This is a genomic window from Aquimarina macrocephali (genome assembly GCF_051627225.1).
In the GTDB taxonomy this organism is placed as follows: domain Bacteria; phylum Bacteroidota; class Bacteroidia; order Flavobacteriales; family Flavobacteriaceae; genus Aquimarina; species Aquimarina macrocephali.
In genome coordinates, this window is the sequence record NZ_CP151795.1 from 1,003,130 (window position 1) to 1,019,843 (window position 16,714).

Here is a 16,714-nt window from a genome sequence, read left to right on the forward strand (position 1 = left end):
AAACCTAAAATTAACATTTAAATCTAAACAATTATGAGTACTGCAACATTAGAAAAACAAGGAAAATCAACAACGGTATTAACTACAAAAATTGAGATTACTACCATTACGGCCAATTCTCTTGACATTACTTACGATACTCTTTCGGGGAATCAACCTAATACTTTTGGGAACCAAGTAGTATTATGGCAGAACAGTAACGAGATACCATTTGGTACACCACCACTTCAAAGCAAGATCATACCGAGTAATACTCAGGCTGGATCTTTAAACTTTGATGGTCTAGACCTTAATAACAATAGCTACATTGTTGGGTATGCGGTTGGTCCTACATTAAACGATCCTGCACAGACTTATGGAAACATTTGTTCTTCTTCATTTATTCCTGCTGCTGGACAACCAAGTCCTACTAATAATTTTGAAGGAACAATCGTTAACGTAAAACCTGGTACAACTAGTGTATCTTTTGGTTTGGAAAATTTCCCAAATCAAATCGATCTTAAAGGTAATAGTGCCTGGGCAGCTATCTGGCAAGCAGGAGCTCCTTCTTACTACGCTCGTCCGTTATCTGCGGTTCAGATCACTAGTAATAATGGCGGAGCTTTTAACAATGTTAATATTGGCAGAGGCCTTACCTACACTATAGCTATTTTCATGAGTGGATATAATCCTACTGGGAATAGTAATCAGGAAACTATGGCTGCTGCCTATACGTTTACTAATTAATAGTTCAGGTCAATCATTATCTCCTATACATTATGATCAGGAGTAAGCATTAATTTGTGTATTCAGAGAAGTAAAGGCCTATGCATGTATAGGTCTTTACTCACCTGAATTTCAGAAGTATTACTCCGATCATCATCAATGCTTTTTTGTCTAAAAACAAACTAGTAGTGTGCTTATATTCTCTTAAAACAAGGAAAGGCTTATCGCTTTTATCCATCTTAATTAGTTAGACATGACAGTTTTCTCTAAGAAGTTTATCAATCAGTTATACATCGCTGAAAATGCAACAGGTGATCGTGGTTTTATTGCTTTTGTTACTCCAGAAGGTATCAATCCTCCCGATGGTACTATTTACCTAAAAGATGCTCTGAGTAATACATATTATAATGGAAATTTTGTGTTTTCTGCACAAGCACCTTCTATTGAAAATGATACAGATGCTCAAATTTTTGTAAAAAACATAAACGAGTTAATTTCCTCTAGTTCTGCTAATAGAGCAATGATATGGCTTGAACAGATTGACATCAATGAAATCGACAAATCTAACACATCACTCATGGGGCTTAGTGCAGATGGTTCTAGTTTAAATACTGGATTACAAGCACCTCTTACCTCAAGTTTAAACCTTACGATACAAAATGGAATGGATCTCATTTTGGATGATGCTTCCAGCGTAATTACTCTTAATGGTAACCCAGGTAATCTGGTCATTAATTTTTCAGGAACTTCCTCTCCAAAAACTATTCCTACCAAAATAGGATACATCGATTTCTCGGGAGAGTTACGTGGCTGTATACGTTTTTCTAATTTTTTTATCAATAGGCTTTCTCTTTTAAATGATCTAAAATGGGGGTTTCAATATTTATTTCCAGAAGAAGAAGGAGATGAAGACTCACTATCAGAATGGTTACCATTAGCTCAAAGTACTCCTGCAGGAGATTATCTTGGTTTTAGTGTTGTTATTGATCCATCAAATGTTACTAATGAAACCTTTGATCCCTGTCCTAATGATGATTCTTCTGTATGTAATATCAATACTGCATACAACTCAAGAAGAACTTATTTTAACTTTACCGGCAAAAACAGCGATCAAAGAGATACTACCTTATACTCTTATTTCACTTCTAATTACGGAAATGAAATAGCACTATTACCTAAACAAGAAGCTAACAATATATATAACGCCCGTCTGGTAATTTCTACAGGGGCTATTAATGATAATAGTAATACAGAACAATTTCATTTTACTCCCGAAGGAGATTTTGAAATTCAATTTCAAAAAGAAACAACCACTGGTGAATACTACATGATGTGCGGTCTACAGGGTACAGAATTTTTCACCTTGAGTCAAAAAGGAGATACCATTCGTTTTATTTCTAAAAATGCAGCATTGGCACCTAAATTCCCTTTTGAAGCTGCTTCATCTGTAAAAGCGCCAGAATCACCAACTGCACCTTTATTAACTCATTCAAAAGAAACTTCCTGGGCAACTATACTAAATACTTCTGGCAATACGGTTACCTATGTATCTCAACCAAAAGGTTCGGCTCTTTTTGGAGAAGGTAATTCTTCATATAAATACCAGGATTTATTTGTTCATAATAATTTAGGGTTTACATATACTGCGGATAACACAACCCTATTTCCGATAGTTCCATACCTGGGGTTAACCGTAGGGAATGGAGTCACTTCTTTTTCTGAATCAGATACCGAAACGTTTGAAAGTCAAATCATCAGTCAAACCCGCAGAGGTAACATCGGAAAAGCAAGCACTAATACATCATTACTGTCTGCAAAACAAATGGTAAATAAAAACGGAGTTACACCCACTACTTCTACAACTCCTTCAGGGCTTCTGGCCAATACAACACAAAGCGGAGGACAAACCCTATGGAACGAAGTTTTCTTAGGTCAAAATACAGATCATAACGAAAAGTACAAACTAGAGTTTTTAAATCCCGAAAATGAACTGGTCGAGGCGCTACAAACCAGTGATCTCTTTTTAGTCACTGCGAATTCAGAATATTTAGGAGCATTAGGCGAAGAAGACCCTCTAACAGCTACATTTAATAACATCATGAGTATTGATAGTTGGCAATTACAAGCCAATGTAGGGCAAGGAAGTGAATACAACAACTACAAAAACATCATGATCATTAAAGGTCGTAAAGGTAAATTATACGACCCTAATCCTGACTCAGAAATAAGTGCTAAAGAAAGTCTCGTTGCTAATCCCAAAAAATGGACACAACGTGATCAATTTGGTTCTCCATCTACTATTAATTCTGAAGGAGCTCAACAAGAACCAGATACCGATCAATTGATCATACTATCACAATGGTTGCAATCTTATTTCAAAAAAACATATGAGCAATCTGACAACGAATATTTCTCTAAATTTAATGAAATCGCTATCGATGAAAACTGGACAGGTATTCTGGTATTGCGAATGGATATTAAAGAAATCCCAACGAATCTCCAGGGCATCATGGCTGGGATCACTAATCCCGAAGCATTTAATGCACATCATTTTGCTGTAGAAATAAGCCCTGTAAAAAAAGGAGATACCAAAAATGCAGGAGCCGTTGTTGATCAATCCAGTACTATGTTTGGTTTGATTTATTATGTAGATCCAGACTTTGATGACACCATTAATCCACCAGAAACCATCTCTCCGACTACTGCAGATACTTATGACTTTAGGCTACTATCGCTAAAAGTTTTATTCGAAAATACTGCAGTAAAAAACTTTGAAAGTTATTCTCAATTAACCATCAATAAACTTTTTGATAGTGAAGTATTAAGTATGGGAAATCCCGAAAATATTTTCAAAAATATTTTACTCAAAGGTAGTTTTCAGATTAATAATGGCAATGCAGTATATAGCATGGGTAGTGTTGAAGATAATATCTTCCTGTTTGACAGCAATATCTATAATAAAATAGAGATCACTAATGTACTATTAACTACACGAGACTCCCCTAAAGAAGGATATGATGAGTCCTGGTTTAGTATGCAGGGGTTCATTGATTATAAAATTATTGAGAATACAAGTGATTCAGAGAACATAACCAATTTTGACATTTTCTCTTTTGGAAGTCCTGATAATGACAATCTCACTCCAAGAAGTGGTCTTAATTTCAGCAATTTGGGGATCTCTATGGTTTATGAAATTGCAAACCCACAACAAAATAAATCTCTGAATTTTGATGCAGGAGAAATTACCTTTGATATCACCACCAGTACAGCCAGAAGCGAAAGTTTGTTTATCAATTTTGCACTGGATCTAAAGGGTTTAATTATCGGAAACAGTGAAAAAAGCCCTCAGGACAAAGGGTTCTTAACCGTAATCCCCGATGTTAGGTTGTCTGGGGTTGATAACTCTACCTGGTATGGTTTGGATTTTAAACTAAATATGGGGACTCCCGGGGAATTGGCAGGTAAGGTAAGTTTAGACTCTTTTCTGCTATTAAGCTGGGCACCCGATAGCACTGGAGATAATTACAATGCCAACATTGGCATTTCTTTACCAGGTACGGGAGGAGGAGCAAAATTGATTAGTTTACAATCGGTACTCAAACTCTCTATAGGACAGCTTCGATTGGCATTTGACGATAGTCAGAAATCATTCCTTCTTATGTTTACCCAAATCGCTTTGAAGTTTTTAGGCTTACTTAAAATTCCGCCTAATGGCTCTTCTTTATTTTATCTATTTGGCAATCCTAATTCTGGAGGAAAATCATCTGGACTAGGCTGGTATGCTATGTATAATAAAGATGATCCCAGCACTATAAAAAGCCTAAAAAGTAATAAGAAAACAGCAACACTAGTAGAATAGTGTAGACACGACATTTATAATCAACATATCATAATTCTGTAAAGAATTACACAAATCATAAAAATATTTTAAGATGGGCGACTTCAATGATCTTTTAACCAAATTAATGCAAGGGCAGGAAGCTAGTGAGTCTACTACCAGTGCATCAATAAAGGACATGCTTACACTTATAAAAAGTAAGGATGAGCTACGATTTTATGTAGACGGTACTCCAAATTTTGGGCATCAGGCCACTACAGTAAATATTATGAAAAGAATAGTTGATGCTACAGACTATTCTAAAAATATTCTAATGATCTATTCTGGAGCAGATACTCCAGACAAATTGGCTATATTACTTACCGATCTTATTCCAAAAGATATATTGACAACTAGTATAACCTATGGTAAAGCCACCATTACTTTTTTAGAATATAAAGATACAAAGCTAAATCTGGAGCAAATCGATTTTGGATTTACTGGCGGAGCCGATAACAGTGAAGTAAATTATGCAGATCTTTTTAATGTCACCTATTTTTTAAGACTGCAACCTTATTTATGGGAAAAAGCACCTAATCAAATAGAACGTAAAGATAAAGACCCATATGATTTAACAAAAGAATCAGCTTCATTTGCAGAATTAGCGTTTAAATTCCCTGCTGATTCCTTAACAACCGTTCCAGAAACTTTATGGACATGGTATGCCAAAAATCAAACCTATAATCCTGATTTAAAGATAAGATCTATAAATGCTGAGTCGATTTATAATGCCCATACTACTAAAAAAGAACTTCGACTTTGGCCAATATATGGTTTGCATCAGTTTTCTAGTCCAGCAGAAATGACTTTAAACTTAATCCTTTCTGCTTTTACCGCACAAATGAGCAGCAATACACCCATCGCGCTTTTTATACTTAGTGATATTGCCAAAATACAAGAAAAATATCAGGAAATGCCTTTCGATTATGCCACTGCATTTGCGGATGATCTCAAGAACAAGAAAGTAACCTTACCAAAATTAAAAGCAAAAATCCAAGAAGTTTACATCGATAATGATATGTTTGGGGCTTATGCTCAATTAAGTTTAGATAATTTTATTCTTAAACTGGGACAACAAGTAAAACCATTAATGGATGGAGGATACACATTATCATTAGTAGAAGGTTATAAAAATGGCAGTTATGTAAAAATTGATGACCTAACCAGTACACTTACCGGGGCAGGAAATAAAGAAATAGTGGCTATCACTCTCGGGCCAGTTCCTCAGGAAGTTTATAATTATTACTATGCCAATTCGGGATTACCCGGAGTTTTTGAAGGTCAAGGGTCTTCCAGTTTACCTATTAGTTTAGGACGACCCTTTCTACAAATTCCAAAAACAGGAGAAGAAGACAGGGCTAATTACCCTTCGACTTTATCTGCTGTAAATTATTCACTCGTTGCAGAAGCAGCAAAAACTGCTGCATTAAACATCAGAAATCAAACTTTTAATACCTATCTAAAAAAAACAAATCCAGGTAAACCCGAAGCGTACTACAATGCATTAGCTGTTTCGGGAACATTTATGGTTAATTCATATACAGAATCTAATGATGTACATACCTATTTCACGAATTTAGGAGTCTATTATCAACAAGATATCCATGATAAATTAATGCTTGGTCTGGTAGGAGTAAAATTAGTCTTACCTATTGTTACTTTATTAGCATCTTCAAAAGCTCGTACCAAAACCAGTTCTGATACGGATCTAATGGTTTTAGAAGAAGAGGCACTTACATTAGAAGGTGTATATAATAAACTCATCAATAATTATAGTAATGGTGGTGTAAATATCCTAAATGCATTACCAGATACATATTTATCATCTTTTTTCAAACTCGTAACAGGTAATTTGTTTTTTATTACCGTAGCCAAAGATGATATTACAAAAGAAAAAGACGGGGATATGGTAACACAGGTTACCTTATCCAAAGGAACAACAACTGCCTTTGGTCCTGATTTTAATATTACATTAAATTTTACCAGTCCCGAAGAATCGGTTGTAACAGAGATTGAAACGGAAATAGATCAAAGTTGGAATATCGACGGAATCCCTTGGATAGGTTTCGAAAAACCTGGTTTCAGTTTAAAAATTAACGAAGCCGGAAGTGCGGTAGAAGGAGGTTTGAAGGGGAATATTATTGGGTCTGGAAAAGATGCCAATAATGATCCTATTATACTGGAAACAATGATTAAATACCCTGAAGAAGAGAACACCTGGCTTATTACTGGTGGTTTTAGCAGTCCTCTTAGTGTATCCAGTTTTTTCCAGATGGCCGGAGGTATTAATCTGGTTCAAGTACTTCAACCTCCTTTGAATGGAATTGCAGGTTTTGGCTTAAAAGACATTCAACTAAACTATAACAATCAAACTCATGCATTTGATTATATGTCGTATGCAATGAGTACGGATACACCGTGGGAATTGTCTGCAAACCCTCCTTTTCAAATTAATCCCAGCGTAGATGTACAGGTCTATAATGTACAGGACGTAACGAACAGAAAAATTGAATTTACGGTAACCGGTGATTTTACAATAGGAGAAGGAACTGTTAGTGTTTTAGGTACCTACCCCGATTTTAAAGTCCACGGAGGTCTAAGTGATGGTGTAATCCAGCTTAGTGACCTACTGAAATTATTTGGAGCAGGACCATTGGATTTAGAAACCGCCGTGACCTTATTGGACTTTGACCTAAAACCAAATGAAAAATACTATCAGTTAAATACCATTCTTGAGGCTGATAAACCATTAGTTATAGGGCCACTTTTTACGATTAATAAACTAACAGTTAATATAATTCATAACACAGGTAATAATGAAGTTAGTATCGGAGGTGAATTTGTAGTGTTACCCGAAAGTATGAAAATTGGACTATCACTACAATCTTCCTATGCTACTGGAAATGGTTGGACATTTACAGGAACACAGACTTCTGGAGCTCTAGAAATTGGACAGTTACTTACTTTCTATATTGCACCAGCCTGGAAACCTAATGATGGATTTGATTATGCTATTGATGGCCTTGGTTTTAAAATCCAATCAAAAACCAAATATTGGGAGTTTAGCGGTAAAACTGCTAAACCCTGGGAGATTGATTTTCTTGATCTTAGTGTAGAAGGTAGCGCTATGGTAGCGTATGGTAAAAAAGATGAGAAAACTGAAGTAGGATATTACGGTAATATAAATGCTGATGTTACCTGGTTGGGTATTAATTTTCAGGCATTTTATGATTTCGATCCTAGTGTAAAATCCTTTGGGATTATCTGGGAATTCTTAAAAGGTGAAGTAACAAACACCGGCACCTCTGCAAAACCTCATTATGTAGCAGAATTAAGCTTTACAGAATCTACTACCATAGGTAGTATGATAGAAAAAATGGTTTCCTGGGCAACAGGAACTCAATTTGGGCTGGCTGCTCCCTGGGACCTTCTCAATAAAATACCACTTAACAATCTGAGTCTAAAATATGATTTTACATCAAAACAGGTTGGTTTCAGTCTGGGTATAGGCCCTATTTCATTAGGATTCGCTACTATAGAATCTATTGGGGTTACCTACAAATCAAATCAACCTGATCCAAAAGATAATGGGGTGATGGTTACTTTAGATGGGAGTTTCTTATGGCAAGACAAACCTAAGGAGCCTTTGACCTGGGATGCCGCCAAACCAGAAACTACGCCTTCTCCTTCGGGGCAAGGTAACAAATATCTTGATTTGAAATTACTGGCATTAGGTCAACATGTTACAATTCCTGGTTTTCAAAGTGTCGAAAAAGTACAGGATGCTATAAAAATTATGAGAGAAGATCTTCCATCTACAGAGCCAGGAGAAATTCCCGGTATCCAATTGGATGCTAACAGTAACTGGCTGGTAGGAATGGATTTTGGAGTACTTAAGCTTGAGGAAGATAAAAAATCTACATCGGCAGTGGCATTGGCAAATGGATCTGAAGCTAGTAGCAGTGGTTACTTTATCACCATGCAGATCGTTTTTAATGATCCTAATTTATATGCGCTACGCCTAGCTCTCGAAGGAGAACCCGCTCGTATTTTTAAAGGTCTGGATTTTCAGATTTTATACAAAAAAATCAGCGATACCATTGGGCTGTATAAAGCAGAAATCGCTTTACCCACAGTAATGCGAAAAATACAGTTAGGTCAGGTTAATCTTACATTACCAATTTTTGGCATAGAATTATTCACCAATGGTGATTTTCAGGTAGATATAGGATTTCCCTGGAAAGAAGATTTTTCCCGATCATTCACGTTTCAAACCCTGATTTGGACACCGATAGGTATCCCGATTCCTGTAATGGGTTCTGCCGGAGTTTATTTTGGTAAACTCAGTAGTGCTACAACCAATAAAGTACCAGATGCTACTAATGGTACTTTTAATCCTGTTTTGGTATTTGGTTTCGGTATGCAGTTTGGATTTGGGTATGATTTTGATGCTGGTATTTTGAAAGCAGGATTTAGCCTTACTGCAGTAGCAATTTTAGAAGGAGTTCTAGCTAAGTTTAATCCGTATCAATTAACAACAACCTCTTCATCTAATGATGCCCAGGTAGCAGAAGCGTATTACTTCTGGTTTAGAGGTACAGTAGGTGTCATCGGAAAACTATATGGTACTATTGACTTTGCTATCATTAAGGCAGATCTTAATATTGACATCAGGTTATTGGCTCAATTAACCTTTTCTCCATATGATCCTATTGTAATTCAGTTATCAGCCTCGGTAAGTGTCTCACTAAGTGTAAGTATAAACCTGGGGTTATTTAAAATAAAGATGCACTTCAGTTTCTCTGCAAGCATCAGTCAAAGTATTACGATCAAAGCAATAGCAAGCAATCCGCCTTGGCAAACTGCCTCATCTGGTATCGCTTTAAAAGCGTATGCGCAGAATGAATTACAAAACGCGAAACAACTTCGTATCGCTTTACATAACCCACTTACAGTAGCATTGACTCAGGTAACACCAAATTGGTCTAACCTGGAAAAAGCAGCAGCAGTTGTGCCACTAACAGGATATTTGGGATTGGGACTTACTATGGCAGGTGATAAAGCTACTCAACTAAGCGAGCAACAAGCATGTTATATTTCTATGCTCTTCTTAGAATCCATGACACCACCACAAGAGGATCGTGTAGATGGATATCAAAAAGCTTTTAAAGACACCGCTGATTCTTCTTTTGAATTACTAAGTAAAGAAATTTTTAGATGGACAGTCGCTGCACTTCAGAATGGTCCTATCTCTAGTGAGCAAGTAGATACTACTCCTGTTACCAGCTCACAATTAACGCAATTATTAGCTTATTTTAGTGATCCTTCAAATCCTAGTCCAATTCCAACAGAGGCTATCGATTCTTTTATGACAGATCAGTTTAATTTGCTTATTCAAGAACAACCACAACAAGAAACAGATGTCAATGCCACGTTCTTCCCAATGGCATTATCATTAGAATTATCGACACCAGATTATGGTACCGATTATAAAGGAGTAACTTATGATTTTGAAAGTTATAACACTATTTCTTCTACATATATAAGTGATCTTAGAAAATACTTCGATCAGTTAGCAATCCAGATGCAAGAGAAAGATCCTGCTACTTTTGCTGCCTTTGCAGAAGGGGAAGATATTTCTGTAGGTAATTTTGTATTTAGTGACTATTTCTTATTGATTGCCAAACAAATGGTTCAGAATGCTCAGGATTCTTTAAAAGATTTTAAATATTACACCAATAATGGGGATAGTCCAGATAGTATAGTAAAATGGATTAATGATAATGGTGATCTTTCTGGCGAAATGGCCTATACTGTTGATGAGCTTTTTAATGATAATTCTGGAATAGCATTAAATTCTGGTAAAACCATGCATATCCCTAATAGTACATATACTGTACAACAGGGGGATACCTTTGACAGTATTGCTAATCAAGCCATTTACGGAAAGAGTTTTGATGGAAATAGCCTGGCAATGCTAAACAAAAAAGCTCAAAACATTCTGCTAGAAGGTATCGCTATTAGTTTTACGTATAACAATTATACATACGATTACACCACTTTACCTTCTCAATCTTTAACCGAAGTTGTTGATGCTATCAATGATACCGTGCCAAAAGGAAATCAAATTGATATCGATATTTTGATTACTGATGGTGGTATTGCTTCTATAGCAAATTTATTACTTCCTGTCGCTACATTGAGTATTCCTTTAATTACATATCCTACTATTGAAGGAGATAGCCTGAGAAGTATTGCTTCTAAATTCAATGTTACTCAAAAGGATCTGGCCAAGAAACCAATTGACAAAACTTATAATAATGGTGAGATTGCAGATCTATTTGATTCTGCTACATTGGATATGGCCAATCTGGAACAGTTTAAAGTAGGAGAATTACTTAAAGAAATTCAAGCTACTCAAGGCATACAACACTTGTCTGGTATGACTTCTCGATATTACCTGGCTGGTCTTAAACTTCCGGTAGATGGAGTCACTCCAAACTATAAAGGTATGTGGGTAGAAGATAATAAAGGTGTTTTATCATACGGGGATCTCGAATCCGCAGGACTATATGCACTAGATGGTCAGCAGTTTCCTATCCCCACTCTTACAGAAGGTAATAATTTTGAAATTACCTTTAGCAAAAAATCAGATACTCTAAAATGGTTAGCGTTTAATGGTAGTGATCCTTCTAAAATGGTGATCACTATTAAACCCGATAGTGATGATGCAACTCGTATAAATAAGGTTGCTGAATATGCTACCAAAAACAAACTAAACACAGGTCTTAGTTTCTTAGGTGTTAATGATTTGTTTACAAATAGTGAAGCTAGTTATCCATATACATCAGAGATTGTTTGGAATGCTGCTTCTTCTATTAACTTACCGTATGGAGGTACTCCTCCTGGAGTACCAGCATTAAGTTTATGGCCATTACCAGATACGTTACTTCAACTACCGGATCTAAGCACCAGAGCGGTTAATCCAAGAATGGAGTTTTTAACAGGCCAATATGATGAGGTATCTAAAAAAATGATCAATCATGATGTTGCATATTATGGACTTGGATCTCTGGTAGAAGTTACTATAAAGAAAGTTCCTGTAGTTTCTGATAGTCCATCCACACAAACCACGTATGAAGTGGTTGGGGCAAACAGTAATAACGCTAATATTCTTGAAAAAATAGTTAGCGAAATTGGGGATAACAATTCGTTAATTGCCAGCTTGATCCCTGCTTATGCAGTTGACTCTAATGGAAGTACACCAGACGGTATCCAGACAGATGCACAAAATGCACTCACTATGGGATTAGCCCAGGTAAACCTTTCTACGGAAACCAGGCCTGATATGGCTTTTGATCTCATGCTAAAAAGTGCAGCACTTACTGAAGACGAAAAAATGCGACTGCTCAATACGCAAACAGACTTCTTACGTTTACTATGGCAAGCCAGTATTACCAGAAACGGAGGCTATTATTTATACTACTATAATGCAGATAGTAAACAAGGGCTTCCAGATCGTATTTTTGATGATAACGGTGAGGCGACATTATCATTTATTGTAATGTATAACAAACCTTCTGAAGAAAGTCTTCAAAATACAATAACTTCATATATGAATGTTTTTGCTAATGGAGAGGCTATTAACAAAGATAACTCTGTACTCTTTGCGCAATCAAATCCTAATATCATAAAATTAGCATCTACTAATACACAAACACTACGTGAACTGGCCTATGCTTACTACGGAAATATTGCCGATATAGCTACCGACAATCAGGAGTTGATCCTTAGATCTACAATTAAGTTAAATATCAATGAAGGCATCTATGAAGTTGGAGTTGGTGGTAATACGCTTCAGGAAATTGCTACTCGTTTTGAGACTACTGTTGCTGCTATACAGGAAATCAACAAACAGAAATCAGGTAGTGAATTACCTGATCAACTAAACTTGTTTGATTCTATTTTCTTACCACAGCTTACGATCACCGTAGGTACCAGCCCTGGCGGCACTACCTTCACTTCATTATCCGATTTTTATGGCGAGAATATTTCTTCTATAGCCAATTACAATCAGGATGTTGTTGGGATATTTGCCGATAGTCAAGACATTACAAGTACCGGTGGTCCAAAAATCAGAACAGCTACCGTTGCAGCAGGCACTACTTCTATAGATGCAATACGACCAATACCTGCTCCTGTTCCCGATAATCCAAAAACAGCAGATTTTGGAGAACTATTCTTACAAAATGTCTATAGTTCACTAACCTACCAAGTGGTAGCTAATGATTATTTTAACAGTAGTAATATTGGTTTACCTTCTGGTCCGACAACAGACGCAGAAGATACAGAGAGTACCGATAAAATCCAGGTTCCAAAAACACTAACAGCTGATGATACCTGGGACTATCAGGTAAGTATACCTTATACTCGTTTTAGTAAAGAGGTAGTCGCTTCAGAAAATGATCTGCCAGATGGAAACGACAGTCCATATTTAGGGTTAGGCGATATTCTGCAAGTCAATTTTGCATGGCAGGATATTTATGGTAACAGTATTATAAGCGAGTTATCAGATCCATCTGCAACCAGTAAGGAACCATTAAATGAACCTCCTGTATTAACAGGATATACAGATGCTATTCTTGGGCTTAACCAGTGGCCTTCAATCAGTTCTTCCTGGTTAGTAACCGGAGAAGAAGGACAAGCTAAACTGGACATGGGATTAAATTTTGACCCTAGTTATTATCAGGGACTAATCTCTACAACAGCAAAAAGTAGTACTACTATACTAGGTCAATATACTGTAACTGTAGATGAAACCAGTGCTATAGACAAAACTAATTATACAATTGATCAAAATGTCAATATCGAGTCGATTGTTCTTAATACCGATAAAAAATCAGTTACCATTACAGTTGATAACATTCCCGAAAATGTAGAAATCACAGTTACCATAAGTAATGTTAAAGCCGATTTAACAAATCCTAGCGATACCGATGTTCTTGTATTTAACGGTTGGTCTAAATTTAGCGCTGATAATGATACCGATCTGGCAACCTCTACAGTGATAGAGCAAGCTACCAGAGATTTACAAACTTACACTCAGATTTGGTACCAGTTAACAGATCCTAATGGTATTGCTTTTCAATTAGAGCCTACATTAACTTCTGATCCTTTTGTACTAAGTAAAAATGATGTAAACAGCCTGGTTCAAGAATGGATTGCTTCTATCTATCTATTCTTAGCCAATCGTAGTTTGGGTGAAATTACTACTGCAACACCAGATGGTGATCACACCATATCTTTCGACATAGATGCTGCACAGGTAAATACCGATCAAATATTTAGATTAGAGTTAAGTTTTACCATCGAGCGTATCGGAGGTTCTATTTCTGGTGATTTTGAAACTACCGGAGGCATTAAGTCTGCCAGTACTAGTATTCCGCCTTTATCAAAAGCAGAAGCAGGAAAAACAACAGGTTTAGAAGACTTTGCTGCTGGATTTGAAACTGCTTTATCTAAAAATGATGTATATCAACTTAAAGTTACTTCTGGTGTAGACCGTGATGAGAATCTAAGTAATGCCGGGGGTACAGAAATATGGGCTACTCGATTAGGTCTTGATTCGGCTACCAGTATTGGATATGAGGTCAACGATACCAGTAACCCAGTGATTTTTGCACCAAAACCAATATCAAATAAGCTAGAGACAAAAGATCACATTCCTATCTATTATTTTAACCCTAAGACAGGTATAGATTTCTCTACTCCTTCTACCTATACTGATTTTAAAAATATTGATATGGATCTTTGGGGTAAACAGATCTTTTCGAGTATCGATGATGTATTAACTCCAGAATTTACAGCTGCTATTCAATTAGTTGATAATTTCGGAAGCACAACATTCCTTACTGATATGTTGGCTAACAAAAAACGCCTGGCAGAAATCCTTAAGCTATCAATGGTACCTGTTTTTGCAGGGCAGACAGCAGATACATCTAATATTCAGGAAACCTTCTTACAGCAATTATTGGTTAAACTTAGTAATGCATATACCACTCGTGCCGGAATTCAATTTGCTGCCACAGTACAGGCAGATACCGTTCCCGAAGATGCAGATACTCCTCAACTATACGGAAATATCAATCTGAACTTTGTCTTTATGGGGGTAGAATTAGATCAGGAAGAAGCTACTATAGTGTATCTTTTCTTCTCTAATTTTATGAGTAAAGAAGAAGCAGAAAAAATAGGCAATTATACCGTTTCTGATGATATAAATGTTTTAAATGCTTCATTACTTAGCGAGAATAATCGAATTGTGCGTTTAAAATTAAGTGCCGATGCTGTAATCGACAAAACTATAGTAACTATAACAGATACATTGTTTGATGAAGTTGGAAATGTTATTACACCTCCACTAAGTCATACTGTACAGAAAAACGTTGATGGCGGTAACTTCAGTTCATCCTTTAGTCTAAGTTCGCCAAAATTGGCATTAAGTGAAAGTAAAGATGCCAAGCTGCCCTTCCTGCTTTCTTCTCCAGATATCATTAGAGGTACCGAGAATGAAGTATTATCCTATGTAGATCTGGATATTACCTATGCAGGTTTTGCTATCGAGCATCAAATTAGTTCGGTTCCGGGAATCGAAGATTATAAAGCTTCTTCATGGCTAAGTTTTATTTCAAAAAGTAAAACCAATCCATTAGAAACTTCATTAGGCAATTTTAAAGTTCCTTTGATTTTAAGGTCCTTCCCTACTGCACCTGCAATGGTTAAGCAAGAAGGTTCTTATCCTTATACGACCAATACGAATACGGTAGTTGATATCCTGAATTGGAATTACCAGATTACGTATTCTCAATCCTTCCACTATCCTCAGGATCAGGTTGATTTTGAGATTCTATTTAATGTTCAGGAAAATATAGCTAAAGCTCTTGTCAGTTTTGAAGATGCATTTGCGCAGATGGCCGAGTTCATTTCTGTTTTTCCTAACATCAATCAGGTATTTAATGATACATTAATCAAGATCGATGCTACGACTACAGATGCTTCTCAGTTCGAATCAGCAGCAGTAGCCTTATCCTCTTATAATAAAATGGTTTCCAAAATGGCAGATGCCGCAGAAAACAGTAATGGCTTTGCTCTTAATACTTTTAATGAGCTATTAAAACAAGGCTATACTGCAGATCCATATTCTTTTTATATCAAAGAAAGCTCTACAACAATAGAAACCAATACAGGAGTATTATTAGTTAATATTTTTGGTACAGTACCAGAAGGAATAGGTATCCCAATTGTAAACATACCTGATTACAATGCAATTTCTATTGATCCCGAGGATGGAGCCAGTTATAGTTATTATTATACTTCTAAAGATACAGGGAAAATCCTTGAAGCTTCTATTGGGCAATCTATAGCAAATCGTGAGGTACTTATCCCTACGATGAATATCCTAAACAGACAGGATGCTGATACCACTGCAAACTTGAAGCGTAATGTAGAATTGGTGCCCGGTAAACCATCTGCAGATGATTTTGTATATACGACAGGTAATATTGGGTTTTCAAATGCTTTTCACCCAACAATAGATAGTAGCAAACCACTAAATATTGCAACGATAAATAATCCGTCCAGCCCGAATGTTGGAACATTAGAACAACAGCTTACCATTTTATTTGATACGTTATTAGCAGAAAACTCCCAGGATACTATTAGTATTTTGATGAATGCTAATTATAGCTATCAGGCAAACAGCAAGCTAAGTGATATTTTTCTTCCGGTAATTATGCAACCATTACAAGCAATACAAGTACTAGGTGATGGATCGGATAAAGCACTCAAACAAATGATTTCTGATTGGGCAAATAGCATTAAAGAATGGTATAGTACAAATCAAGTAGATAATACCGAAGCATCACTTTGGTTTGATCTTACTATATTTTCTAATCTAACTGCACAACCAAAACCATTAATTCGATTAAGAACATTAACATTATCACTAGATTATATTACGGATATGTAATACATATGTAAAAACAGGCGAGCCAACCAAAACTCCATACGACTAGTCGTATGGGGTTTTTATGTATAGGATCAGATATGTTTTATACCAGTTCTGTTTGTATCTGC

Annotated in this window: 3 protein-coding genes; all 3 read left to right on the forward strand. The window is 36.2% G+C overall.

Annotated features, from left to right (window positions below; genetic code table 11):
- The first annotated feature begins 33 nt into the window (after positions 1-33).
- The 3 genes from AAFU52_RS04505 to AAFU52_RS04515 all read left to right on the forward strand — a co-directional run bounded on the left by AAFU52_RS04505 (position 34) and on the right by AAFU52_RS04515 (position 16,607).
- Positions 34-726: a hypothetical protein gene (locus tag AAFU52_RS04505; protein ID WP_024771928.1), complete on the forward strand. Its 693-nt coding sequence runs from the start codon at positions 34-36 to the stop codon at positions 724-726.
- A 232-nt stretch (positions 727-958) separates the two neighbouring features.
- Positions 959-4,564, forward strand: a complete 3,606-nt coding sequence (locus AAFU52_RS04510) for a hypothetical protein (RefSeq protein WP_438425671.1) — start codon at positions 959-961, stop codon at positions 4,562-4,564.
- Positions 4,565-4,637: 73 nt separating this feature from the next.
- The gene (locus AAFU52_RS04515) at positions 4,638-16,607 is read left to right on the forward strand and encodes a LysM peptidoglycan-binding domain-containing protein (RefSeq protein WP_438425672.1); all 11,970 of its coding nucleotides are present in this window, start codon (positions 4,638-4,640) and stop codon (positions 16,605-16,607) included.
- Positions 16,608-16,714 lie beyond the last annotated feature (107 nt).

What these genes read in the sequence shown, in the direction of transcription:
- AAFU52_RS04505 (WP_024771928.1), top strand. Translation starts at nt 34, where the DNA reads ATGAGTACTGCAACATTAGAAAAACAAGGAAAATCAACAACGGTATTA.
- AAFU52_RS04510 (WP_438425671.1), top strand. Translation starts at nt 959, where the DNA reads ATGACAGTTTTCTCTAAGAAGTTTATCAATCAGTTATACATCGCTGAA.
- AAFU52_RS04515 (WP_438425672.1), top strand. Translation starts at nt 4,638, where the DNA reads ATGGGCGACTTCAATGATCTTTTAACCAAATTAATGCAAGGGCAGGAA.